Annotated in this window: 23 protein-coding genes; 14 read left to right on the top strand and 9 right to left on the bottom strand. The window is 62.0% G+C overall.

The features are described from left to right. Positions 1–28: 28 nt before the first annotated feature. The 3 genes from O6760_RS17270 to O6760_RS17260 are packed head-to-tail and all read right to left on the bottom strand — an operon-like array spanning position 29 to position 2,213. Positions 29–790, bottom strand: a complete 762-nt coding sequence (locus O6760_RS17270; RefSeq protein WP_269580955.1) for an ABC transporter permease — start codon at positions 788–790, stop codon at positions 29–31. Positions 791–808: 18 nt separating this feature from the next. After that, positions 809–1,285 carry a GNAT family N-acetyltransferase gene (locus O6760_RS17265; protein ID WP_269580954.1) on the bottom strand — a complete coding sequence of 159 codons (477 nt, stop codon included), beginning with the start codon at positions 1,283–1,285 and terminating at the stop codon, positions 809–811. Between the two features lie 4 nt (positions 1,286–1,289). Next, positions 1,290–2,213, bottom strand: coding sequence for an ABC transporter ATP-binding protein (locus O6760_RS17260; protein WP_269580953.1), 924 nt, complete (start codon positions 2,211–2,213; stop codon positions 1,290–1,292). A 240-nt stretch (positions 2,214–2,453) separates the two neighbouring features. Here O6760_RS17260 and O6760_RS17255 point away from each other — a divergent pair, with 240 nt between their 5' ends. The 3 genes from O6760_RS17255 (at position 2,454) to O6760_RS17245 (ending at position 5,735) form a co-directional block, all read left to right on the top strand. Next, complete coding sequence (locus O6760_RS17255) at positions 2,454–3,356, top strand: pirin family protein (protein ID WP_269580952.1); 903 nt, start codon at positions 2,454–2,456, stop codon at positions 3,354–3,356. Positions 3,357–3,429: 73 nt separating this feature from the next. Beyond that, positions 3,430–4,581: a bifunctional GNAT family N-acetyltransferase/NUDIX hydrolase gene (locus O6760_RS17250; protein ID WP_269580951.1), complete on the top strand. Its 1,152-nt coding sequence runs from the start codon at positions 3,430–3,432 to the stop codon at positions 4,579–4,581. A gap of 242 nt (positions 4,582–4,823) precedes the next feature. After that, the gene (locus O6760_RS17245; RefSeq protein ID WP_269580950.1) at positions 4,824–5,735 is read left to right on the top strand and encodes a PhzF family phenazine biosynthesis protein; all 912 of its coding nucleotides are present in this window, start codon (positions 4,824–4,826) and stop codon (positions 5,733–5,735) included. 56 nt (positions 5,736–5,791) lie between these two features. Here the strand turns inward: O6760_RS17245 and O6760_RS17240 are convergent, their stop codons facing one another. Then, positions 5,792–6,439, bottom strand: a complete 648-nt coding sequence (locus tag O6760_RS17240; protein WP_269580949.1) for a glutathione S-transferase family protein — start codon at positions 6,437–6,439, stop codon at positions 5,792–5,794. Between the two features lie 158 nt (positions 6,440–6,597). Here O6760_RS17240 and O6760_RS17235 point away from each other — a divergent pair, with 158 nt between their 5' ends. The 10 genes from O6760_RS17235 (at position 6,598) to O6760_RS17190 (ending at position 19,238) form a co-directional block, all read left to right on the top strand. Continuing rightward, positions 6,598–6,921 (top strand): ArsR/SmtB family transcription factor, encoded by a 324-nt coding sequence (locus tag O6760_RS17235; protein WP_442969929.1) that lies wholly within the window; start codon positions 6,598–6,600, stop codon positions 6,919–6,921. Next, complete coding sequence (locus O6760_RS17230) at positions 6,918–7,409, top strand: SRPBCC family protein (protein WP_269580947.1); 492 nt, start codon at positions 6,918–6,920, stop codon at positions 7,407–7,409. The genes O6760_RS17235 and O6760_RS17230 overlap by 4 nt, the downstream gene beginning before the upstream one ends. A gap of 387 nt (positions 7,410–7,796) precedes the next feature. Beyond that, positions 7,797–8,504, top strand: coding sequence for a DUF899 domain-containing protein (locus tag O6760_RS17225; RefSeq protein WP_269580946.1), 708 nt, complete (start codon positions 7,797–7,799; stop codon positions 8,502–8,504). 442 nt (positions 8,505–8,946) lie between these two features. Continuing rightward, entirely contained in the window at positions 8,947–10,503 is a 1,557-nt protein-coding gene (locus O6760_RS17220; RefSeq protein WP_269580945.1) for a 2-isopropylmalate synthase, read from the top strand. A 533-nt stretch (positions 10,504–11,036) separates the two neighbouring features. Further along, positions 11,037–11,954 (top strand): hypothetical protein, encoded by a 918-nt coding sequence (locus O6760_RS17215; RefSeq protein WP_269580944.1) that lies wholly within the window; start codon positions 11,037–11,039, stop codon positions 11,952–11,954. Between the two features lie 96 nt (positions 11,955–12,050). After that, complete coding sequence (locus O6760_RS17210) at positions 12,051–15,161, top strand: DUF2169 domain-containing protein (RefSeq protein WP_269580943.1); 3,111 nt, start codon at positions 12,051–12,053, stop codon at positions 15,159–15,161. Then, on the top strand, positions 15,154–16,272 hold the full coding sequence (locus tag O6760_RS17205) for a pentapeptide repeat-containing protein (protein WP_269580942.1): 1,119 nt from the start codon (positions 15,154–15,156) through the stop codon (positions 16,270–16,272). Before O6760_RS17210 ends, O6760_RS17205 begins: the two co-directional genes overlap by 8 nt. Further along, positions 16,272–16,673, top strand: coding sequence for a PAAR-like domain-containing protein (locus O6760_RS17200; RefSeq protein WP_269580941.1), 402 nt, complete (start codon positions 16,272–16,274; stop codon positions 16,671–16,673). Before O6760_RS17205 ends, O6760_RS17200 begins: the two co-directional genes overlap by 1 nt. Positions 16,674–16,732: 59 nt before the next feature. Further along, positions 16,733–17,374, top strand: a complete 642-nt coding sequence (locus O6760_RS17195) for a DUF3540 domain-containing protein (protein WP_269580940.1) — start codon at positions 16,733–16,735, stop codon at positions 17,372–17,374. A 10-nt stretch (positions 17,375–17,384) separates the two neighbouring features. After that, positions 17,385–19,238: a tetratricopeptide repeat protein gene (locus O6760_RS17190; protein WP_269580939.1), complete on the top strand. Its 1,854-nt coding sequence runs from the start codon at positions 17,385–17,387 to the stop codon at positions 19,236–19,238. Positions 19,239–19,432: 194 nt separating this feature from the next. Here O6760_RS17190 and O6760_RS17185 read toward each other — a convergent pair whose 3' ends face one another. Beyond that, complete coding sequence (locus tag O6760_RS17185) at positions 19,433–19,972, bottom strand: GNAT family N-acetyltransferase (protein ID WP_269580938.1); 540 nt, start codon at positions 19,970–19,972, stop codon at positions 19,433–19,435. Positions 19,973–20,180: 208 nt separating this feature from the next. Next, positions 20,181–21,101 (bottom strand): tRNA (adenosine(37)-N6)-dimethylallyltransferase MiaA, encoded by a 921-nt coding sequence (gene miaA, locus O6760_RS17180; RefSeq protein WP_269580937.1) that lies wholly within the window; start codon positions 21,099–21,101, stop codon positions 20,181–20,183. Positions 21,102–21,129: 28 nt separating this feature from the next. Between miaA and serB the strand changes: the two genes are divergently transcribed. After that, on the top strand, positions 21,130–22,020 hold the full coding sequence (gene serB / locus O6760_RS17175; protein ID WP_269580936.1) for a phosphoserine phosphatase SerB: 891 nt from the start codon (positions 21,130–21,132) through the stop codon (positions 22,018–22,020). Positions 22,021–22,250: 230 nt separating this feature from the next. Here serB and O6760_RS17170 read toward each other — a convergent pair whose 3' ends face one another. The 3 genes from O6760_RS17170 to hflC form a co-directional block, all read right to left on the bottom strand. Continuing rightward, positions 22,251–23,738 carry a Do family serine endopeptidase gene (locus O6760_RS17170; RefSeq protein WP_269580935.1) on the bottom strand — a complete coding sequence of 496 codons (1,488 nt, stop codon included), beginning with the start codon at positions 23,736–23,738 and terminating at the stop codon, positions 22,251–22,253. A 143-nt stretch (positions 23,739–23,881) separates the two neighbouring features. Then, complete coding sequence (locus tag O6760_RS17165) at positions 23,882–24,067, bottom strand: DUF2065 domain-containing protein (RefSeq protein WP_269580934.1); 186 nt, start codon at positions 24,065–24,067, stop codon at positions 23,882–23,884. Then, positions 24,064–24,996, bottom strand: a complete 933-nt coding sequence (hflC, locus tag O6760_RS17160) for a protease modulator HflC (RefSeq protein WP_269580933.1) — start codon at positions 24,994–24,996, stop codon at positions 24,064–24,066. Before hflC ends, O6760_RS17165 begins: the two co-directional genes overlap by 4 nt. Positions 24,997–24,998: the final 2 nt, after the last annotated feature.

Here is a 24,998-nt window from a genome sequence, read left to right as displayed (position 1 = left end):
TCCAATCCCATCCCGCGTCCGGCGCGCCTCACGGTTTCAGGCGGTAACCGGTCTTGAATATCCAGTGCACCACGGCCAGTGACGCGCCGAGGAAAATCGTGGTTGCCAGCAACGACAGCCACAGGCTGACATCGGCCTGGCCGTAAAAGCTCCAGCGGAACCCGGAAATCAGATAGACGACCGGGTTGACCAGCGTGACCTTCTGCCAGAATTCCGGCAGCATGTTGATGGAATAAAAGCTGCCGCCGAGAAAAGCCAGAGGCGTGACGATCAGGAGCGGCACGAATTGCAGTTTTTCGAAATTGTCCGCCCAGATCCCGATGATGAAACCGAGCAGCGCGAACGTGATCGCCGTCAGCATGAAGAACGCCACCATCCAGAACGGATGCTGGATTTCCAGCGGCACGAAGAAGTTCGCCGTGATCAGGATGATGACGCCGACGATGACAGACTTGGTTGCCGCCGCGCCGACATAGGCAATGGTGATCTCCAGGAAGGACACCGGCGCGGACAGCACCTCGAAGATCGTGCCGGTGAAGCGCGGGAAATAGATGCCGAAGGACGCGTTGGACAGGCTCTGGGTCATCAGCGACAGCATGATCAGTCCCGGCACGATGAAGGCGCCATAGCTGACACCGTCAACTTCCGAAATGCGGGAGCCGATGGCCGCGCCGAAGACGACGAAATAGAGCACCGTGGAGATGACCGGCGAAATCACGCTCTGCATGATCGTGCGCCGGGTGCGGGCCATCTCCGCAACATAGATCGACTTGACTGCCTCGAAATTCATCTGCCCCGTAGCCCCGTCTCAAAGTGCCATCTGCATCCGGGGCAAGGTGCGCCCCGGGATCGAACCGGACGGTGTCCGGCCCACTGTCTCAAATCCCATGCGGGCGTAGAACGGCTCGGCGAACGGATCGGCATCCAGCCCGATCCGGGTCAGCCCGAGGTCCCTGGCGCGGCCGTGCAGCGCATCGAACAGCCTCTGGCCGATCCGTTGACCCTGCCGGTCCGGATCGACGAAACAGGTTTCCAGTTCGCCGGTGACGCCATCGGTCCCGGTTGAAAGCCGGATGCAGCCGACAAGCGCGCCCTCTTCCGTCTCCGCCAGCCAGAAATCATCGTCGAGGATCCAGCTGTCGCGAACCCTCAGTTCCCCGGTACACATCGCCATGAAGGCATCGTCATAGCCGTTGGACTGCTTGGAGCGCATGCACAGGTCCGTGAGCGCATCCCTGTCGCTCAGCTCCGCCCTGCGGATGGTATAGGCAAGGGGCCGTGTCATCGTGCTATCCCTGCCTGACGAGATCGACGAAAATGTCCTCGAGCGAGGACTGGTCGGTCTGGAGGTCCTGGAAGCGCACCCCGGCCTTGGAAAGGTCCGTCAACAGCGACGTTATCCCGGTCCGCTCCGCCTGGCTGTCATAGGTGTAGACCAGGCTTGAGCCCGTGTCCTCCAGGCTGAGGTCATAGCCGGAAAGTGCAGCCGGCACCGCGGCCAGCGGTTCACTCAGATGCAGCCTCAGCAACTTGCGGCCGAGCTTGCGCATCAGTTCCGCCTTGTCCTCCACGAGAATGATCTCGCCCTTGTTGATCACCCCCACCCGGTCGGCCATTTCCTCGGCCTCCTCGATATAGTGGGTGGTCAGGATAATGGTGACGCCCTTCTGCCTCAGCTCGTCGACGATGCGCCACATGTCGTGGCGCAGCTCGACGTCGACACCGGCGGTGGGCTCGTCCAGGAACAGGATCTGCGGCTCATGCGCCAGCGCCTTGGCAACCAGCAGCCGCCGTTTCATGCCACCGGACAGCGCCATGATCGGATTGTCGCGCTTTTCCCAGAGCGTCAGGTCCTTGAGGATACCTTCGACCAGCTCCCGGTTGGGCGGGAGGCCGAACAGGCCGCGGCTGAAAGCGACCGTGTCGCCGACCATCTCGAATGGCGCCGTCGGCATTTCCTGCGGCACCAGCCCGATCAGCTGACGCGCTGCGCGATAGTCCTTCAGCGCATCGTGCCCGCCGACAAAGATGCTGCCGGATGTCGGTGTCACCAGTCCGCAGATCGTGCTGATCAAGGTGGTCTTGCCGGCCCCGTTCGGTCCCAGCAGTGCGAACACCTCGCCCTGGTGGATGTCCAGCGACACGGATTTGAGTGCCTGAAAGCCACCGTCATAGGTCTTTTCCAGGTCGCGTACGGACAATATCGGAGACATCAGATCCAACCGGTTTTGAAAAGGGGTTTTGACCAGACGGGCAAACGGGCGAGCACACTCGCATGTGGGCAGAGCCGCCGCAAGTTGCAAGGCAGGCCGGTCTAAATCGGTTCAGCAATGCCCGTGTGGCAAAAAAACATTGTTTCGGACCGGGAAACAGAGCGTTTTCCGGCCTGCGGCTGGGTTTCGCGAAAAGAACCTCTATCTTTGCGGTAAAGCCAGTCCCGCAAAGGAAACACCATGTCCATTCGTCCCGTCACCCATATCGGCTCGACACAGCCAACCCTGGAAGGGGCCGGTGTCCGGCTCGAGCGTGTCTTCGGCTTCCAGGACCCGGAGATGCTGGATCCGTTCCTGCTGCTCGACGATTTCCGCAACGAGCGGCCGGAGGACTATCTGAAAGGCTTCCCCTGGCATCCGCATCGCGGCATCGAAACCATCACCTATGTGCTGGCGGGAACGGTCGAGCATGGCGACAGCCTGGGCAACACCGGCAATCTCTCCGCAGGCGACGTCCAGTGGATGACCGCGGGCCGGGGCATCATGCACCAGGAAATGCCCAAGGGCGACGACAGCGGCCGCATGCACGGCTTCCAGCTCTGGGCCAACCTGCCCTCCTCGCTCAAGATGACCGAACCGCGCTACCAGGACGTCACCTCGAAGGACATCCCGGTGGTCGTGGACGACGACGGCACCTCCGCCCGGATCATCTGCGGCAGCTTCTGGGGCAAGAACGGCCCGGTCGACGGCATCGCGGCCGATCCGCAATATCTCGACATCCTTGTTCCCGCGGGGAAGAAAAAACGTTTCAAGGTCGACACCTACAAGCAGACCTTCGCCTATGTCTTCGAAGGCTCGGGCAGCTTCGAGGGCGCGTCCGACCCGTTCGGCGTGCTGACGGAAAAGGAGTTCGGCGGCGAGGAACTGAAAATCCGCGACGAAACCGGCAACCGCTCCCTGGTGATCTTCGGTTCCGGCGACGAGATCGTCGTCCAGGCGGGTGACGAGGGCATCCGCTTCCTGCTGGTTTCCGGCGCCCCCATCAAGGAACCCGTCGCCTGGCACGGCCCGATCGTCATGAACACGCGCCAGGAACTGATCCAGGCGGTGAGCGAATTGCAGAACGGCACGTTCATTCGATAGCAGCACTGCCTGCCTTGTAACTTTCACAAAGTCTGGCTAGGGCTGTCCGGAACGCCAACCGTCCGGACCGCCCATGCCGCTCAAACTCCGTCCAGCCGTTGTTTCCGACGCGCCTGCCCTTACCGAGATCCTCCACCGGGCCAAGGCGTCCTGGGGCTATCCGGATCACCTGATGGCGGAGTTTCGCAAACACTGGCAGATTTCCGAAGCGACGATCCGCTCGCTGACCATGACCGTCGCCGAGCGCGGCGGGACCCCGGTGGCCTTTTCCGGCGTCACCAGACAGGACGCCACCACCCTGCTGATCGACTTCCTGTTCGTGCAGCCCGAGCTCCACGGCCAGGGCATCGGCGCGTTGCTGCTGACCCGCGCCGAAGACCGGGCCCGGCAGGAAGGCCTCACCCGGCTGTATCTTGAATCCGATGCCCATGCCGCGCCCTTTTACGAAAGGCGCGGTTTCCGGACGATCGCGACCCGGCCCAGCGAGATGTCCCCTGGCAAGGACATCCCTTTGATGGAAAGGCCGCTGTCTCCCGGCGTGCACAAGGTCAGCGCCCTGAATATCAGGATCTCGAAAACGCCCTGGTCCTTCGAGGCTGCTCATGAACGGGAGATCCTCGACCATTTCGAGGAAGCCAGGAAACGGATCGCGCTTCTGTGGAACGGGCGAACGCTGAAACTGACCGGCTACAGGTTTGAAGACGGCGTTTTCAACGGCACCTGCACGGAATGTTCCTTCGCCGCCTATCTCGCCTGGCGCGACTGGGGCGCCCCCGACAGCTCCGCATTCAACCTGTTCGGCTCCGCGATCCTGCGCGCCGCCGACGGCGCGCTGCTTTACGGTGTCATGTCCGACCGCACGGCCACGGGCGGGATGATCTACCCGCCGGGCGGCAATCTCGACCCGACCGACCTGCAGGCCGACGGCAAGGTGGATGTTGTCGGGGCGATTTACAGGGAACTGGAAGAGGAGACGGGCCTGACCCGCGACGACGTCGAGGCGAGGGATCTGCTGGTCGCTTTTGACGGCCCGCGCATTTCCGTCGGCCTGGTCATGGAACTCGACCGGTCCGCCGAGGATCTTCGGGACGCCATCATGCGCCACTCGACAGCATCGCCGGAACAGGAACTGGCCGATGTCAGGATCATGAGAACCCGCGCGGACCTCGAGGACCCGGCCGTTGTTCCTTATGCACGGGCTGTCGGCCGCTATCTGTTGTCCTGATGGAGCCGATTGTCCGTCCCCAAGACAACAAGGATTTGTTCACCATGTTCGCGCACTAAGCACTGGCAGGACGTGTCCTAACATGCAAAAGTCCGCTCACCCCGCACGGGTATATGGGTAATTCGTGAGAGCATATGCGGTTGGTCCAAACGCGACGGATGCTCTAACAGCTTGCGACCGATCGGTTTTCTGTGTTCGAGCACCACGTTTCGAACGCAGGCCGATCCAGGGAGAAACAAAATATGAGCCGCCGCTACGCGATCCTGGATGTCTTCACCAACACCAGCCTGGCCGGGAACCCCCTGGCGGTGGTTCTGGACTCAGAAGGCCTCAGCGACGCGCAGATGCTGAAAATCGCCGGCGAGTTCAATCTCTCCGAAACGGTCTTTGTGTTTCCCCCGGAAAACCCCGGACATTCCGCCAACATGCGGATCTTCACGCCCAAGATGGAGCTGCCCTTTGCCGGCCACCCGACGGTCGGAACCGCGATCCTGATGGCCAAGGAGCGGTTCGGCGACATCTCCGGAGAGCAGGATGCCGTGGTCGTCCTGAAACAGAAGATCGGCACCGTGCGCTGCGCCGTGATCCTCAGGGAAAACGCGGCCGCCTTCGCCGAATTCGACGTTCCCAGCCTCCCGGAACCCGCAGGCCCGACACACAATGCCGAGCTGATCGCCGCCGCGCTCAACCTGGAACCTTCCGACATCGGCTTCGAGAACCATGCCCCGTCGACCTTTCGTGTCGGTCCGCCCTTTACGTTCGTCCCGGTGCGCGATCTCGATGCCCTTGCCCGCGCCAAGCCTGTCCAGTCCATGTGGAAGGCCGGTTTCGGCAAGAACGGGCACTCGGACGCCTATGTCTATTGCCGGGAAACCCGCTCCCATGACAGCGCCTTTCACGCGCGCCTGTTCGCCCCCGACATGGGCATTCCCGAAGACCCGGCCACCGGGTCCGCCGCGGCCGCCTTTGCAGGTGTTGTCGATTATTACGACGACCTGCCCAACGGCACCCACCACATCCGCATCGAGCAGGGCTTCGAGATGGGCCGGCCGTCCCTGATCGACCTGGAAATCGACATCGAGAACGGCGGAATGCATGCTGTTCGCATCGGCGGCCAGGCAACGCTGGTCGCACGCGGCGAACTGTTTCTCTGACATATCGGCAAGACGGCGGCCCGTCATCGGGGCCGCCGGCTTGCGTGCCGAAGGTCTCAGGCCGCTTCGGACAAGATCTTGGGCGCCGTTGCCGCCCAGGCGGGCAGCGCCTCCAGGCGCAGATACCAGGCCTTCACGTTCGGATAGGCGTCCAGCGGCACCTGCGAGGCCGGGTGCAGGGCAAGAGCCGACGGGCCACCGACTGCGAAATCGACCACGGTCACCGTGTCGCCCAGAATGTAGTCCCTTCCCTCGAGCTGCGCATCCAGAACGGCGGCGAAGCGGTGGAAATTGTCCATCTGCTTTGCGATGATCTCCTGGTCCGGCGCTCCCATTCCAAACTTCGCCTTGGCGATCGTTTCCCAGAGAATGTCGCCCAGAGCCCGGTTGTAGTGCTGCAGTTCCCAGGACATCCAGCGCAGGATCTCGAACCTTGTCTTGGCGTCCGACGGGCAGAAGTCTTCGGCACCGGCCTTGTCGGCCAGGTAGATCATCGTCGGATTGGATTCCCACAGGCTCATGTCGCCGACGACCACCGTCGGCACCTTGCCGTTCGGGTTTGCGGCCCGCAGGTCGTCCCGCTGGTGTTCGCCGGTCGCCAGGTTCAGCCGGATGACATCAACCTCGTCGTAAAGGCCCAGGTGATGAAGCGTTGCCTCCACGCGGCGGCAATTGGGTGAAAGATCCGTCGTAAAGAGTTTCATGTCTGTCTCTCCTGTCATTCGATTGGGCCCGGGCCGGCCGGATCCGGGGAAAAGCCGAGCCGTGTCGCGCGCCACACTTTTACTCAACCAATCAGTTGACTATAATAGCTTCAGATGATAGTCAACCAAAAGGTTCACTTTATATGACTGTGCAGGACATGCCCCAACTCGATGCCACCTTTGCGGCCCTCAGCGACGGCACCCGCCGCGCGATTGTCGCCCGCCTTGCCGACGGCGAAACGCCGCTGTCGGAGCTGGCGGAACCGTTCGACATGTCGCTGACCGCGGTTTCCAAGCACCTGCGGGTGCTGTCGGATGCCGGCCTGGTCGACATCGAGAAACGCGGCCGCACACGCCACTGCCGCCTGCGCGGCGCACCGATCAAGGAAGCCGTCGACTGGCTCGGCAAATACGAGAGCTTCTGGATCGACAGGTTCGACGCTCTCGCCCGACATCTTGCCAATGAGGACAAAGACACATGACCGTTCAACAGCCTTCCCGAGAGTTTCTGAAGTCCGAGCCCGGCATGGAACCGGTCATGGTCGAGGGCCTGTTCCGGGCCTCCCCCGCCCGTGTTTTCCGGGCCTTCACGGAGCCGGACCAGGTCCGCTGCTGGTTCGTGCCGAAGGGGGGCAGCCTGGTCTCGGCGGATATCGACCTGAAGGTCGGCGGCCGCTGGTGTTTCGTCATCGAGAAAACGGAAGACAAGCAGATCCATTTCGAAGGCGAGTACCTTGCGATCGAGGCTCCGAACCGGCTGGAATTCTCGTGGCGTCACGTGCAGGAATTCGCCGACGGTACGCGCGAATCCACCGACAGCTCGAAGGTCACCGTCACCTTTGCGGAGGCCGGCAAGGCGACGGAGGTCAAGCTTCGCCACGAGGCCATCAGGACCGAGGATGCCCGCCGCGGCGTCGGCGGCGGCTGGAACGGCTGCTTCGGCCGGCTGGCGGATCTGGTGGCCGAGTGAAGTGCGGCAGATCTCCTTTGGGACGCGGGCTAGGCACTTGCGCCCTCCTCTGTCCGGAAGAGCAATCGCCTTGTGGCAAAGCCTGCCCCCTCTCCCGGTGGGAGAGGGTTGGGGTGAGGGAACAAACGCCCGAGTAATGCGGCGAGGTCTGCCCCCTCACCCGGACCTTCGGTCCGACCTCTCCCAGTGGGAGAGGTGACTTTGACGACGGCAGACAAGGCGCCGGTCAAATGTGAGTGCCTGGCCTCAAGGAAGAGGAGAGACGTGTGAGGCGCGGCCTTCAGAAAAAGGTTTCGGCCTCGACAAGCTGAAATGCGAGTGGGCCCCGGATCTGCGCTTCGCTTGTCCGGGGTGACACCGGTTCAAACCGAAAGCAGGGAGATTACCATGACCAATCCGAAGATTGTCAGCCGCGAGGACTGGCTGGAGGCACGCAAGGCGTTTCTGGCAAAGGAGAAGGCCTTCACCCGCGAGCGGGACGCCCTTGCGGCCGCACGCAGGGACCTGCCGATGATCATCGTCGACAAGGACTATGTCTTCGACGCACCGGACGGCCAAAAGACCCTCGCCGACCTGTTCGGCCCGCACAGGCAGCTGCTCGTCTACCATTTCATGTTCGGCGAAACCTGGGAGGAAGGCTGCCCGAGCTGTTCCTTCTGGGCGGACAATTACGATGGGCTCGACGTGCATCTGGCCGCGCGCGATACGGCCCTGGTCTCAATCTCCAACGCGCCTCTTCAAAGGCTTGTGGCCTACAAGAATCGCATGGGCTGGAGCTTTGACTGGGTGTCCACGGCCGGCAATGGTTTCGGCGAGGATTTCGGCGTGACCTTCCCGGACAAGCAGGATCCGGCGGGCGAAGGCTACAATTTCACGGGCAGGGTCTTCGGCGAGGAAATGCCGGGTGTCAGCGCGTTCCTGAAGCTCGACGACGGACGCATCGCCCATACCTACTCCACCTACGGGCGCGGCCTCGACATGCTCAACATGGCCTACAACCTCCTCGATCTCACCGCCATGGGACGTCACGAAGACGGCCTGCCCTGGCCGATGGCCTGGCTTCGCAGACGAGACAGGTATGGGGTGGAGGGGTGAGCCCTCCACCATCTTTTCGGCCGCACTTCATTGTCCAGGAGCTTGAGTGGAGTTTTCGCCACATCTGCAAGCTCCGCAAAAGCCGGTTGCATCATTCTTCAACCTGACTTATGAACAGAACCCGTTAACCGTCGGGTCACGCTTTTGCGCCACCCTTGACGGTAGACAGAATTGAAGACGACCAAAGGCCCAAGTCGAAACCATGATCGCGGCACGCGACATTTCCGGTTCTTCTGCGACCGCGCTGACCCAGCGCGGCGGCCTCATCCTACTTGGCGATCTCCTCCTTCTTAGATGCCCCTGAGCGTCGGCTGTTCCGCGTGATTTTCTACGGAACGGGCACTTAGGGGAGAGTTTTCAATAACCGCATCACGACAATCGGATCGCGCCTCTCAAGCCCAAACCGTTTCACGGCGCCGATCCAAGCCAGGGACGAAACATCATGACGACCACGCCCGAGAAGGACCAGATCCGGATCTTCGACACCACCTTGCGCGACGGCGAGCAGTCGCCCGGCGCCTCCATGACGCTGGAAGAAAAGCTGCAGATTGCAGAAATCCTCGACGACATGGGTGTCGACATCATCGAAGCCGGCTTTCCGATCGCCTCCAACGGCGACTTCGAAGCCGTCAGCGAAATCGCCCGCCGGTCGAAGAACTCGGTCATTGCCGGTCTGGCCCGCGCCATCCATGCGGATATCGACCGGTGCGGCGAAGCGGTGAAACACGCCGGGAAAGGCCGTATCCACACCTTCGTGTCGACCTCGCCGATCCATCTGAAATTCCAGATGAACAAGACCGAGGAACAGGTCCTGGACATCATCACCGACACGGTGACCCGTTCACGCAACCTGATCGACGATGTCGAATGGTCCGCCATGGACGCCACCCGCACGCCGATCGACTACCTGTGCCGCTGCGTGGAGGCCGCCATCAAGTGCGGTGCCACCACCATCAACCTGCCGGACACGGTCGGCTACGCGACCCCGGACGAATACAAGACCATGTTCGAACAGATCCGCGAGCGCGTGCCGGACAGCGACAAGGCCATCTTCTCCGTACACTGCCACGACGACCTGGGCCTGGCGGTCGCCAACTCGCTGGCCGGTGTCGCCGGCGGCGCACGCCAGATCGAGTGCACCATCAACGGCCTCGGGGAACGCGCCGGCAACGCGGCCCTGGAAGAGATCGTCATGGCGATCCGCACCCGCGGCGACATCCTGCCCTACGCCACCCAGATCGATCCGAGCTTCATGGTGCGCGCTTCCAAGATGGTGGCCGGTGCCTCCGGCTTCGCCGTCCAGTACAACAAGGCGATCGTCGGCAAGAACGCCTTTGCCCACGAGAGCGGCATCCACCAGGACGGCATGCTGAAGAACGCCGAGACCTACGAGATCATGCGTCCGGAAGATGTCGGCGTGAAAGCCACATCGCTGGTCATGGGCAAGCATTCCGGCCGTCACGCCTTCCGCGACAAGCTCAAGGAACTGGGCTTCGAGCTGGGCGACAACGCCCTGCAGGACGCCTTCCGCCGTTTCAAGGACCTGGCCGACCGCAAGAAGCATGTCTATGACGAGGACATCGAGGCGCTGGTCGAGGACGAGATCAACATCCTGGGCGAAAGCACCAAGGTGATCGCGCTCACCGTCATTGCCGGCACCGGCGGCCCGCAGAAGGCCATCCTGACCATGGATGTGAACGGCCAGCACATCACCAAGGAAGCCACCGGCGACGGTCCGGTCGATGCCACCTTCAACGCCATCAAGGACATCGTGCCGCATGAGGCGACCCTGTCGCTCTACCAGGTACATGCGGTCACCGAGGGCACCGACGCGCAGGCGGAGGTTTCCGTCCGCCTGGAGGCCGACGGCCGCATCGCCAACGGCAAGGGTGCCGACACGGACACTCTGGTCGCTTCGGCCCGCGCTTACGTTTCCGCCATGAACAAGCTGGCCCTGCGCCAGCAGACCGGCAACCCGGGCGCCCTGCAGGCAGTGTAATACGCCGCCCTTCCCGTCTTGCACGGCAGACCCCTGGAACAGACCTCATCGCTGGATCCGTTCCGGGGGTTTTCTGTTTTCGGCTCTGAATTCAAGATTTCGCAAATAGAGAAATTTGCCGCCTTACATCTCAGGTAAAGAGGCAAGTTGGCTTGTGAAAAGGAAAAGTACAATCAGCCCCAAAGACATGAACAAGAATTAACAGTTAATTTCTATTTCTGAAGTTTTCTTCCTCTTGAAAAAAACTCCGGCGATGAGCAAGTGAATTGTTACCAGTTGGTGGCAAGTTCTCGAGCCGCCGTCATATGCCGATACGACTGCCTAAACGAAGGATATATGTACCACCCGGCCACCGGGTGGCAGATTGGACGCCATCAGGTGTTTTTACGTCCGGGCCGCAGGATGCCCATGCTTTGGCGGAATCGGACGACATGACCCCCGCCTGATTGGCGCGTCGGAAGCGAACCGGACGTCCCGTAAAGAGCCTGCCCTCCACCAGCAGGCTCAACCAAACCCGAACGTGGAGAACAACCATGCCCCCGCATTCTCACCGTCACAACGCGCCTGCTGCAAGACGGACCGTTTTTTACCTGGTCCCGTCCGGCAGCCCGTCCGCGACGACCGACAATGTCGGGGCCTTTCTGCGCCTCGGAGAATATTCCGACGTGGAACACAGGGTTTTCGATCACGGCCACCAGGACGACCTGTTTCCTGCGCAGCATATTTCCGATGAAGGCGACGACAGTTCCGTCTACACCAATGCCGCGGGCGGCTCCGAAGGCATCATGATGTCCTGCGACGGCCGCATCCTGGTCAGGGCGGCGGAGAAAATGTACCTGGAATCGGGCGACTATCACCAGAAGACCAACGGCGATCACACGCTTGATGTCGATGGCGACCTGAAGACCACGGCCGAGAAAAAATACGATCTGAGCACCGAAAAAGGCGACATGACCATCACCAGCGCCAGCAAGCTGAAGGTCACCTGCCAGAAGGAAGAGCGCAAGATCAAGGACAAGTCCGAGCACACCTACGACAAGTGGCACCTGATCAAATACAAGGACTCCTACGAGAGCCACAAATACGGCTGGGACTTCAACAGCATCTATGGCTTCAACATGACCTCCTACTACGGCGGCATCATGGAATCCGTTTATGGCGTGCGCATGCAGTTCGACAAGTTCAACTTCTTTTCCGACTGGGTGTGCCTGAACTGGAAAGGCACCCAGATAGATCTCAAGGCCATCGTCATGAAAAAGGTGACGGCAAAATTCGGATCCACCGACTGCACGGCCGAATGGAACCAGATCATGGTTGGCCTGGAGAGCTTGAAAGTCGAAAACAGCCAGATGAAGGGCATGTGCAGCAACCTTCAGGTCGAGACCGTCCAGGCCGATCTGAAAAGTTCCGGCTGTGATGTCAAACTCGGCAACCTCACCTGCTACGTCTGACCCGGTTCCGCCCCAGGGGTACCGACTTCATGGCCGGATGACAAAGCGCTAACAGCCGGCATCCGGCCCAAAGACAACACACGGTGAGAGAGCAACTTGCCAGCAATCATAAAACCATCGCGGATCTCGGTGGCTCACCAGACGGAGCCCTCCCGGAATGGTGCGCTGACCACCGTCTCCGCCCATGCCCTGTTTGATTTTTCAGACCCGAAGCGCTTCCTCACGGAACAGGCGCTTTGGCCGATGGTGGTCGAACAAATGCCAAATGGGGCCATTTTCGACAAGGGACAGCTGAAACCGAAAGCGGAGCTGATCATCGCCGGCTGCGCGCTCTCGCCTGGAGACACTCCCGTCGAGGGCATTGAAGTATCCGCCCGGTTCGGATCGTTTCACAAGCGCCTGGCCGTCTTCGGCGACCGCTTCTGGCAAATGACCGATCAGGGCGTGAAGATGAGCCGGCCGGTGCCGTTCCTGAAGATGCCGATCGGCGACTGCCAGGCCTTTGGCGGACAGTCCTTTCCGCAAAACCCGCGCGGCAAGGGCTTTGGCGCGCGGCAACTGGTCGACGCCGGCTATGACGCGCCGCTGCCGAATGTGGAGGATCCCGCGCGGCTCATCAAATCGCTCGACGATCAGCCGCGCCCGGCCCATTTCGGGCCGATCCCGGCCGACGACCCGGCCCGCCTGAGATATCTGGGCACCTATGACCAGCATTGGATCGACAACGTCTCTCCGCTCAAGCCTGAGGACTTCAATCCGCTTTATCACTGCGACGCACCGCTGGAGCAGCGTTTCGACACGTTCTTTGAAGGCGGCGAAAGCTTTATGATCACCGGCATGTCGCGCGGCGCGGCATCGGTCGGTGGCGTGCTCCCGCGCCTCGTCGCCCGTTGCTTTTACAAGTTGGCGCGGAACATCGACCTCGTGGAAACCGACATGCGCTGCGACACGGTCACCCTGTTCCCGAATGTCGAGAAGGCGGTGCTCACCTTCCGCGGCCTGATCCGCGGCAGCAACCGTTTCGCCGAGGACATCGAAACACTGATGCTGGCGTTCGAGGAGACCGACGCTCCCCGCCGGGACGGCGTCTACTACGCGGATGTCTTTCAAAAGCGCACGTCCAAGGACGACGCATACAAATATGCGCTTGCCGATTACCAGCTGATGCCGATGGTCGACGCCGCGATCCTGAGCGCCAGGCGGCAGGCCAAACTGGACAAGGCGGCCGCGGATCGCCAGAAATTCCAGGACAATCAGACCTGGGCCACCCGCAAGATGCTGGAAGACGAGGGCATTCCCCCCGATCTGCTGCCGGATCGGGACACCAGCATCCTCGACGACCTTCCGCTTGTTCCCCAGCCGACCCAGGAAGAGCTGGAGAATGGCGACCTCGATATCGCCATGCTGCTCGACGACATCCAGGCGGTGGAAGATGCGCTGCTGGAAAAGCGGGACCGGGAAATGGTCAAGGCCGAGCTGCAGCGCAGGGCGGTGCTTGCCGTGACACCGCCGGATCGTCTGCAGCCGAACATGAAGACACCGATTGCAGACGACGAGCTGATGGCCCGGTATCCCGATATCGAGCTCGACCCCGAACTGGCCCGGGGTCTGGAGCAGATCAGGACCGATCTGGCGGTGGTCGAGGAGCAAAAGACCGGTCTGCCGGCCGCTGCGGATGAAGGCGACGGTTCTGCGGCCCTCGGCCGCCTCGATGAGCTTTTCGGCGCGGACGAAGAAGCCGTCGAAACCGCCTACCGAAAGGCCGTTGCCCGGGCGCTGCGGCAGCCGGAAGGCAGCCTTCTGGCCGAATTTCGCAAGGCCGTCGAAGAGATGGATCTTTCGGGCCTTGCCCATGCCGTGCCGGAAGATACCGAAGATACCCCAGCCGAGGCTCTCGGCAGCGAGGACACTCCGCCGAAAACGATGCTGACCGAGCGCCTGGAAAAGGAAGCCGCTCAATCCGGTTCGCCGATTGTCCGGAAGGACACGTTCGGCGACATGCTGGACGAGCTGATGGCGCATGTCGACAGCGCCGAGACGGAAGGGAACCAGCCGCCGGCGCCCCGTCCGCCGTCCGAGGCCGCCCCGACCTCCATCGACATGGTGATGGACCGGCTTGAGGAAGCCCAGGCAACCGTCGACGACAGCATGGTGATGGCGCGCCAGCACGCGCCGACAGCGCTGTTCCCGATCGAGCCGCTGCCGGACGGCGTCGCGCTGCGCCTTGGTACGCTCGTGACGGAGAAGCTCAGGGAGCGGCATGATTTCAAGGGGGCCGACCTGGCCGGCGCCGATCTGCGCGGCGCCGATTTCAGCGGCCGGGATCTCTCCGAGACCTTTTTCGAACAGGCCGACCTGACCGGCGCCCGCTTTGCCGGCTGCAACCTGACGGGCGCCGTCTTCACCGGAGCGACCCTCGACAAGGCCGATTTTTCCGGCGCCGATCTCACCCACGCCAATCTCAGCAAGGTCAGCGCCAGGGAACTGCGCCTCGACAAGGCACTCCTGCGCGATCTGCACATTTTTCAGTCCGACTTCTCGCAGTCGGCCGGCAGCCAGGTCACGCTGGAGCAGGTGCGTTTCATCGAGACGACACTGGTCGGACTTCGCCTCAAGCAAAGCCGCGTAACCGATTGCCAGTTTCTCTCCGGACGCGCGGACGGATTTGCCGCGACCGCATCGAAACTTCAGCGAAACATGTTCGTGATGCTGTCCATGGCGGGCATGGAATTCTCGTCAAGCGATCTGGAACGTGTCGCTTTCATCGAAGTGAACGCGCCCGGGGCGGATTGCCGGAACGGCATATGGAACTCTGTCGGCTTCATGGGCGCATGCGACCTGACCGGATCCAGGTTCGATGCGCTTGAGGCCACGGATAGCTCCTTCAACATGGCGAAGATGGCGGAAAGCTGCTTTCTGCGGGCCAAGGGAAAAACCTGTTTCTTCAATACCTGCGACCTGGAGGCCAATGACTTCAGGCTCGCCTCGTTCAAGAATTCCCTGTTCGGACGCTCGAATTTCACGGGCAGCGATTTCTTTGGCGCCAACCTGTTCATGGCGGCCATGACCGGCGTCGACCTGCGTCATTGTTCCATGCGTGCCGCCAATCTTTATGCCGCCGATCTTATGGATGCCAAACTGGCTGCCTGCGACTTTTCCGGCGCCAATCTCGGCCTGACACTGCTGGAGCAACCCACCCATGCTTAAGGCAGACAGGAAACCGGTGAGCCGGGAAGACGTTCTGGCGTTCCGGGACCACGAACAGCCGGTCATACTGCGGATCGCCACCGGACACTCCTTTGCCGGAGAGGACCTGTCCGGGATCCGCTTCATCGAATGCGATCTCTCCGGCTGCGATTTTTCCGGAACGGATCTCGGTAACGCCCAGTTCGTTTCCTGCAAGCTGACGCAGGCCAGGTTCAACGGGTCGAACCTGAAAAACACCCAGATTATCCGCTGCGACATGAGCGGCACCGAGATGCGCGAGACAAAGGTCGAGCGGCTGCAGATCGTCGGCGGCGATGCCAGCAACAGCAGCTTTGCAGGCAGCACGTTCAGCGATTTGTCCGTGGCGCAGCCGAAGCTCGCCAATGCCGATTTCTCCGGCACGACATTCGACCGCGCCGCCCTGCTCGCCCCCGATATCAGGAACGCGACATTCGCGGATGCGGTCCTGTCGAATTTCATGCTCACCGAAGCCGACCTGCGCCCCGTCGACATCACCGGTGCCCAAATCGACATCGCGCTGTTTGCGGATGCAAACCTGTCGGGCCTCGACCTTGCCGGCCAGTCCTGGCAGCATTGCACCTTCTACCAGGGCAGCTTCAAGGGCACCCTCATGGACGGCGCCAACCTGACCGCTTCCGTCTTTGCCGAATGTGATTTCGAGGGCGCCAGCCTCACGGGCGTGACGGCAAACACCACCTGCTTCACCAAGTGCCGGCTGGACGGGGTCGACCTTTCGGGCGGCCAGTTCACCATGGCCAACTTCGCCGGTGCAGGCCTGTCGGGCGCCCGCTTCACCAGCTCCCAGCTGTTTTCGGCCGTGTTCCTGGAAGCCGATTGCCGGGCCGTCCTGCTGGACCGCTGCGATCTGCGCCAGACGGAGTTTTCCCACGCGGACCTGTCCGGGGCCAATCTCGGCGCAAGCCACTTCTTCAATACCAAGTTCCACGGCGCCAAAATCGAGAAAACTGTGATGCTCGGCACAGCCGGCAGCCGGATCGAGACCGACACTGAACGCCTGAAAGCGGAACTGTACAATCCGGACAAGATCGCCCTCCACAGCGATTTGCCGATCAACAAGGGGGCAGCCTGATGTGCTTTGTCAATTCACAGGGTCCGTTGCCCGGTCTGGATTTTTCGGTTCCCGACATCTACCTGCAAACGACACCGGCCGGCCCCGTGCCGGTTCCGCTGTTCTCCATGGGCTACCGGTCCACCGAAATCCCGACCTGTTTCCGCACCTATGCCCAGTGCACGCCCGTGCACAACATGACCAGCGTCGCCCCCGTGACGGTCAGCGGCCCCGGCCCCGGCGTCGTCTCCGCCATGGTCTGCTCCAACAGCCGCAACATCATTGGATCGTTCAAGCTCTTCTTCCAGTGCATGCCGGCGACCCGCGCCCTCGTGAACCCGACGGCCCAGAACGGCCTGTCCCCGAATTCCGTCGGCACCACCCTGGTTCCCTCGCAGGTCCGCCTTTTAAGCCTTACCTGAAGGCCGTGGCAGCCCGGATCTGATATGATAACGCAGCAACGCGAAACGGTAAGCCGAGCATGATGGTGAAGAAAGACACAAACACAGAGGCCCTGGTCAACACGACTTCCAACCCTGCGCCGGCGGCAAACGGCCTCGACACCGGAACCGTCAAGGCCTTGGTGACGGAGCAGGAAGCCATGGTGACGCTGGCGGACGGGGACCAGATCCACGCGGTTCAGGCGACCAGTTGCCTGCTCGCACCGGTGATCGGCGACACCGTTCTTGTCTTTCGCGGCCCGGACCAGTCCTTCATGCTGTCGGTCCTGACCAGGAACGCGGACGTAACGGCCGAGATCGGCGTGACCGGAGCCAAGGATGTGGCATTGAAGACGGACGGCCGCCTGGCGCTGTCCGCGCCTGATGTCCAGGTCAGCGCCCGCCGGATGACGATCCTGACCGACAGCCTGATGCAGACCGGCAAGAAGCTGGTGAGCAATTTCAGCCGGTCGCTAGAAACCTATGTCGACAAGATGCTGAACGCGCGCACGATCACCACCACGGCACAGAGCCGGAGCAGCGCCATCAAGGAGACCGAGACGCTGAAGGCCGGCATCCTGGTTCAGAACATCGACAGCATCGCCACCCAGAACAGCGAAATCTCGATGATCACGGCGGAAGAGGACGTTCGCCTCGACGGCAAGCGCGTCAGCGTTGGTTAGGCACTGTTGAATGCTCCTGGTGGATGACAGGCTGAAGGCAGCCCATGACCATGCCGCAGCTGGCCGGCACGACAATGCGGCGCTGCTTTACGAAAGCATTCTGGACCTGTCTCCGGGCCATCCGGAGGCGCTCTGCGGACTGATCGAATCCCGGCTTGCCCATGGCGACATGGAGGCCGCGCAGGCGCTTATGGCCAATGCGACAGCCAGCAGCGAGCGGGATCCCGGCTTTCTGACGCTGGCCGCCAGGATCGCCCTGTTGAACGACGACAGCCGCCAGGCGGAACAGCTCACGGAGCGTGCGCTGGCGCTTGACCCGCTTCATGTTCAGGCCGCCCTGCTCAAGGCCGAGTTCCTGGCCGCGACCGGGGAGCTTGCCGAGGTCGAGGACCTCCTGAACGGGATTCGCGCCCGCAAGAGCGACCCGGATCTGCTGCTCGGCATCGCCCGTCTCTATTTTGCCCACGGGCTGCTTGGCCCGGCACTGGTGAACGTGCAGGAAGGGCTCGACCTGGCACCGGACAATGCCGCCCTCAATGCCCTGGCAGGCCGGATCCTCACCGCACTCGGCGACCATGGCAAGGCGGCGCCTTTCCTGGAAACCGCGCATCTGCAGTTTCCTGCCAATCCGGATCACCTGATCGCCCTGGCGAACAACGCCGCCGCCACCGGACAGCTCACGGAAGCCCTGAGATATGCGGAGCGGGCCCGGACCCTCTTCCCCGACCTCATGCCCGCCTGGCTCTGTTACATCAAGGTCAAGGCCAACCGCGGCGAGGCCACGGACGCGCTGCGCGCATTTGCGCCGGTCGCCAAATCCGCGAAAGACCGGACCGACGCGATCCTGACCCTGGGCACCGCCTATGCTCTTGCCGGAGAACCGGACAAGACCTTGCAGCTACTGGAACCGCTCCTGGCGGAAACGGCGCAGCTCAAGCCTCCAGAAAAGGCCCGGCTCTTCGGTGTCCTGAGGGACGCCTACCTCTCCACCGGTCAGATCGACAAGGTTCCGGATCTGGCCGGCCCGTCCCTCCACCCCGGCGACGGCGACCTGAACAGAACGCTTGAAACGGCTGCCATGGTGATCGACCCGGACCTCGGCAATCTTGAATTCATGGTCCTGGCCCGTTTTCTCGGCGCAACGGGACGGGGTCTGTCGACACCCGTTGCAGGCTCCTCCGCAATCTCTGGGCTGCCCCGCCTGTTCGGGTATGACACCTATTTGCCCAATGACGCTCCCGGCTCGACCGAGACCCTGCCGGAGATTTCGGGCGGCTTTCCCGTGTCGCAGCTTCTCGGCCTGCCGGCGCAGGTGAGAGGCGGGCTCACCGGCAAGGTTCCCTATCTGCCGGTGCGAGAAGACCTGCGCGAACGCTGGCTGGATGCCCTTGCCGAATTTCCCCGCCCCTGGATCGGCCTTGCCTGGAACGAGACCGCACCGGGCCTGACGCTGGAACCGCTTCTGTCGGCGCTGCCGATGCTGCCCGGCACCCTGGTCAGCACGGTCTGGGACCACAGCAGGACCCAGTTGAGCGGCAGAAACGGGATCATCGACGCCGGCCGGCATATCCGCCAGCTTGAAGACCTCGCAGCGCTTCTGAGCGTCCTGGATCTTGTCATCGCCCCCGATGGCATGGTGCTGCATGCAGCCGGTGCGGCCGGCACTCCGGGACTGGCACTCATCGCACATGTGCCGCCCTGGTACTGGTACGCCGAAGACGGCAGGAGCCTCTGGTATCCAAGCCTGGAGGTAATTCGCGCGCCCCATTCCGGACATTGGGCGATGCTGCTGCCGGACATGGCTGAGCAGATAGGCACTTCTCTGCGGAACCGGCTTGACCCGACCGGTTTGCCGGAGTCCTGAAAAAAGCAGCGCTGCCGGGAAAGGCAGCCCGCGGCAGCTGACACAGATCAGATAGCCGGTGACGCCGCATGGACAGAACAGCTCGGTCTCCAACACGGGCTTGATCGCAACAGATGTCTTTCAAAAAAAAGAGGGCCGTGGCTGATCACGACCCCCTATCATTGCCCGATCGATTTTGGTTCCCGGGGCGCCGGCTAGGCGCTCATCAAATAGGACTGCATGGAGGGGCTGAGCTGCTGGAACACGTCTGCCTGCATGCCCTCGATCACCTTGCTTTCACGATGATAGAAGCCGGCTTCCAGAACGACATCCCGCATGGTGCGATTGTCGGTGCGCACCACCGCAACAAGGTGCGAGAAATAGGTGTTTTCGAAGAACCAGTCCGAAAGCGCAAGGAAAAGCCGCTTCGGCAGATCCGGATCGTTGTCCAGGACATCATTGCGCAGGCAGTAATTGACGCTGATCTCGGAGGTTTCCGCAAGCGGCGTGAATCCCGCCCAGCCAAGAAAATCGCCTTCCGGCGACACGGCTTTCCATTTCGCAAAGCCATGATCGTTCTGGTGCTTGAGCGCGGAGCGCACCAGCTCGGCTGCATCGACCACCGTGCAATTGGTGGAGTATTCGGAACACTGGTTTCCAAACGGGTCGGAATGAAGGCCCTTCACGAGATTGATATCGCTGGGCGAAAAAGGGACAAGCCGCACTGCGCCGCATTCGAGGTAAATCGTCTGCACCGTGTCCTCCCGTTTTAGAATTCCTGTTTGCCGGTTCTATGCTGAATCGACAATTGCTGTAGCCGGGATCCATGTAACCCTGAATTGTGCCAACCCGATGGCAGACCAAAGTATAGGTACAAATTCCGAAAAAATAAATTCGTATTTCCAACGAGTTAATGAGATACCCGGCGCTGCACCGCACACCCCAGAGGTTGATGCCTTCCGGTCAGCAAATCTTCAGAAACTTTTCCAGATTGATTTTGTCCGACGGATCAACCCGTTGCCAGTCACTCATCTGGTTGCGAAACCAGGTCTCCTGACGCTTTGCGTATTGCCGCGTTGCAACAGTCAGCCTGTGGAGCGTTTCTGCATAATCGGCCGTTTCCGCCAGAAACGCGGCGATTTCCGGTACGCCGATGGCCCGCATGGCCGGAAGTTTGTCTGAAAGTCCCAGTGCGAGCAAGGCGCGGACCTCCGCGATGCCTTCATCCGCCAGCATCAATTTCGCGCGCTGCGCGATCCGCTCGTGCAGCCAGGGCCGCGGTGGCGCCAGGACGATTTTCAGGCACCGGTCCGGCGCCAGCAGAGGCGACGACTGGTGCTCCTGCTGCCAGCGGGCAAGCGGCCTGCCGGTGGCCATCAGCACCTCCAGGGCACGGGCCAGGCGTTGCGGGTCGGCAAGATCTCGGGCCGCCTGCGGATCCCCGAGATCAAAAATCGCCTGTCTGAGCCCGTCGAGATCCTGCCGGTCGGCCATTTCCCTGGCCTTGGCGCGCACCTCCACGGGAATGTCCGGCAACTCTGCGAACCCTTCCGTCAGTCCCTTGAAATAGAGCCCGGTTCCGCCGACAAGGATCGGCAGCCGGCCGTTGTCCCGGGCCATGTCGAGCTCGCGTTCGGCCAGGCGCAGCCAGGCGCCGGTCGAGGAGGCAGTCGACGCCGGCAGGATGCCGTAGAGCCGGTGGGGAACTTGTGCCTCCTCGTCGCTGCCCGGACGCGCGCTCACCAGCCTGAGATCCTTGTAAAGCTGCATGGAATCGGCATTGATGATGACGCCGTTCATCGTTTTTGCCAGGTCCAGCGCCAGGGCGGACTTGCCGCTGGCGGTTGGCCCGGCTATCAGGATGGCGCGATTGCCCGAAGCCATGATCCCGTCTTTATCCAAGGAACCGTCCATGTCGCTTGTTGCCACTCTGGTGTCCACTCCTACTGCGCCCGCGGTCGACGCGGAGTTGATCGGCCGGGCATCGGACGCGCTCGGCGTATCCGGCACGGCGACCGTACTGATGTCCGGTGTCGCCGCGGATATCCGCTTTGACGGGTGCGACGCAAGCACCGCCGACAATATTCTGCGCGAAATCGTCGGAAATGCCCGCGTGGATGTCTTTGTGCAACCGGAAGCCGGCCGCCGCAAGCGCCTGCTGATCGCGGACATGGATTCCACCATGATCCGCCAGGAATGCATCGACGAACTCGCCGCCGAACTCGGCCTGAAGGACCGGATCGCCGCGATCACCGAACGGGCGATGCGCGGAGAGATCGAATTCGAACCGGCCCTGCTAGAGCGCGTCGGCCTTTTGGCGGGCCTTCCCGTTTCGGCCATCGACACGGTTCTGAGCAACCGCATCCAGCTGATGCCGGGTGGACGCACGCTGGTGCAGACGATGAAGGCGAACGGCGCCTATTGTGCCCTGGTCTCCGGAGGGTTTACCCATTTCACCAAGGCCGTCGCCAACATGATCGGCTTCGACGAGAACCAGGCCAACACGCTGCTTGAGGCGGATGGCAAGCTGACCGGCAAGGTCGGACAGCCCATATTGGGCCGGGAAGCCAAACGGGCCCGCCTGGAGTATCTCGTTGCCGAGAAAGGTCTTGCCTTCGAGGAAACCCTGGCCGTCGGCGACGGCGCCAATGACCTTTCCATGATCGAACGCGCCGGCACCGGTGTCGCCTACCGCGCCAAGCCCGCTGTCGCGGAAGCCGCCGACATCCGGGTCGACCACGGCGACCTCACGGCGCTGCTTTACCTGCAGGGCTATGCGGAAAGCGACTTCGTTCTGAGCTGACCCTGAACGAAACGAAGGGTCGGGTCGGACCGCACCGCATAACGGCTCGGAGACAAAACAGCCGCCGAGCTGCCTCCCCAACCCCGGGCGATGGCGGCACAAAACAGGGGCATCAACCTGAGGAGGACCGTCAGGTCCGTCTCGAAGGATGACGGTTGAAGGTGGGGATTTGTTACAAGAAAGGCGCCGTTACCGGCGCCTTTCTCATGTCATTCTGCCAGCTGGGCGGCTTACTCGTCCTCGATCCGGACCGGTACGAAGCGGACATCGCCGGTCGGGTTGGACAGAAGCAGCAGCGCCGAACGGCGGTTGTCTTTTTTCAGCTTCTCGATCTGCGCCTCGACATCGGCCGGCGTCTCCACGGGTTCCTGGGCGACTTCCTTGATGACATCGCCCGCCATGACCCGCTTTTCCTCGGCGGATGAGCCGGGCGTGACTTCCGTGACGACCACACCGGTCACGTCCTCGTCGATGGAGAACTGTTCTCGCAGGCTGTCGTCGAGTTCCGCGAGCATCATGCCGAGAACTTCGCTCTTCTCCGCAGGTTTGTCTTCGGGCTCGCCTTCCGTGGTTTCACTGGCTTCGGTCACCTCGTTTTCCAACAGGCGCTCGAGGGTCACGGTGATGTTGACTTCCTCGCCCTTGCGCAGGACGACGACTTCGACTTCCTTGCCGATGTCGGTTTCGGCGACCATGCGCGGCAGTTCCCGCATGGTTTCGACCTCGTTGCCGTCGAACTTGATGATCACGTCACCCGGCTCGATCTCCGCCTTCGCCGCAGGACCATCCTCGGTCACGCCGGCGACCAGCGCGCCCATGGCCTCATCCATGTCCAGGCTGAGGGCGATTTCGTCGGTGACTTCCTGGATGCGCACGCCGAGCCAGCCACGGCGGGTTTCGCCATACTCGCGCAGCTGCTCGATCACGTTCATCGCCGTCTTGGCCGGGATCGCGAAACCGATGCCGATCGAGCCGCCGGACGGCGAGATGATCGCCGTGTTGATGCCGACCACGTTGCCTTGCATGTCAAACAGCGGGCCACCGGAATTGCCCCGGTTGATGGACGCGTCCGTCTGGATGAAGTTGTCATAGGGTCCGGAATTGATGTCGCGGTTGCGCGCCGACACGATGCCGACCGTCACCGTGCCGCCAAGGCCGAACGGGTTGCCGATGGCCATCACCCAGTCCCCGACGCGGATCGCGTCGCTGTCGCCGAAATTGACGTCCTTGAGCGGTGTCTCCGGCTCGACTTTCAGGACCGCCAGGTCGGTCTTTTCATCGGTGCCGATGATTTCCGCCCGGAGCTTGGTGCCGTCATTGAAGTTCGCGGTGATCTCGTCCGCACCTTCGATGACGTGGTTGTTGGTGATGATGATGCCTTCCTTGCCGTCCACGACAAAGCCGGAGCCGAGCGACTGAACCCGCCGCGGCTGATCGTTGTCCCGGTTCTGGCGATTGAAGAACTCCTCGAAGAACTCCTGGAACGGCGAGCCGTCCGGCACTTCCGGCATCGGAACCGACCGCCGCCCCTGAACGGTCTGGGCCGTGGAAATGTTCACCACGGCATCGCCGAGTTCCTCCGCCAGGTCGGCGACGGACACCGGGCCTTGTGCATGGGCCACGTCGACAGGCTGAAACACAACCATTCCGCCAAGCAGGATACCCGCCGCAGCAGCTGCGACCCGGGTCATCCGACGGCGAACAAAATCTGGAGCCATAGGGCTTTCTCCTCATCCCGGCCGGGTGGACCGCCAGCCAATGTGTTCCACGGCCGGCAGCCGATGGGTTATTACTTACTGGTCCTGAACCAGAATATAGAACGGGCGGGACGTTTTTGCGCCTCCCGCCCGAAAACTTTTCGTTATCCGCGAATGATCCACACAAGAAATACGCCGATCACCGCGGCAAGCAGGCCGGTCACCCGCAAGGTCTGGTCCGATGTGTCCATCACGCTGCGCATGATGGCCTTCATGCCACCGGGCACAAGTGCGTAGAGCACACCCTCAAGCACGAGCACCAGACCCAGCGCCGTTACCAGTTCGCTCATTGAGCGGCGAGCGACGGCGACCGGTCGGAGACACCCTGGCTGCCATTGCCGTCGGCAGCCGGCGGGAGCACGCCTGACGGATCCTTGAAGAACCGGAAGAAGCTGGAATCCGGTGACAGGACGAGGCTTGTATCTCCTGCCTGGAGCCCGGCTTCATAGGCCTGCATGGACCGGTAGAAAGCGAAGAACTCCGGATCGGCTCCGAAAGCCTCCGCGAAGATCTTGTTCCGCTCGGCATCGCCGTCACCACGGGTGATTTCAGAATCCCGCCTTGCTTCCGCGACAAGGACCGTGGCGTCACGGTCTGCACGCGAACGGATCCGGCGGGCGACTTCCTCACCCTGTGCGCGGATTTCGGTCGCTTCCCGCTGACGTTCCGTCTGCATCCGGGCGTAAATCGCCTGGGAGTTGGCATCCGGCAGGTCGGCGCGGCGGATCTTCACATCGATCACCTCGATGCCGAGTTCTTCCGCATTGGCGCTGACGTCACGGCGGATCGCCTCCATAACACCGGAGCGGTCGTCACGCACAAGCGCCACGAAACTGGTCCGGCCGAGTTCCGAACGCAGCGACGACTGCAGCAACGTCGACAGGCGCCGGTTGGCGGTCTGGACGTTCGAGACGCGCTGGTAGAAGAGCACCGGGTTGGAGATCCTGTACCTTGCGAACGCGTCCACAACGAGCCGTTTCTTGTCCGAGGAGATCGGCTCCAGAGGCGGCATGTTCAGGTTGAGGACACGCTTGTCCATGTAGACCACGTTCTCCACGAACGGGTACTTGAGATAAAAACCGGGTGTGGTCTTCGGCTCCTCGACGATCCGGCCGAGCCGCAGGACCAGGGCCTGCTGGGTCGGATTGACGATGTAGATCGACATGTAGCCAAGCACGGCCACGACGATCAGGATGATTGCGAGAATTCCGCTACGCATGA

This window comes from Roseibium sp. Sym1 (assembly GCF_027359675.1).
Taxonomy (GTDB): Bacteria; Pseudomonadota; Alphaproteobacteria; order Rhizobiales; family Stappiaceae; genus Roseibium.
The sequence above is the reverse complement of the archived record's forward strand: the minus strand, read 5'-3'. Positions and strand labels throughout refer to the sequence as shown.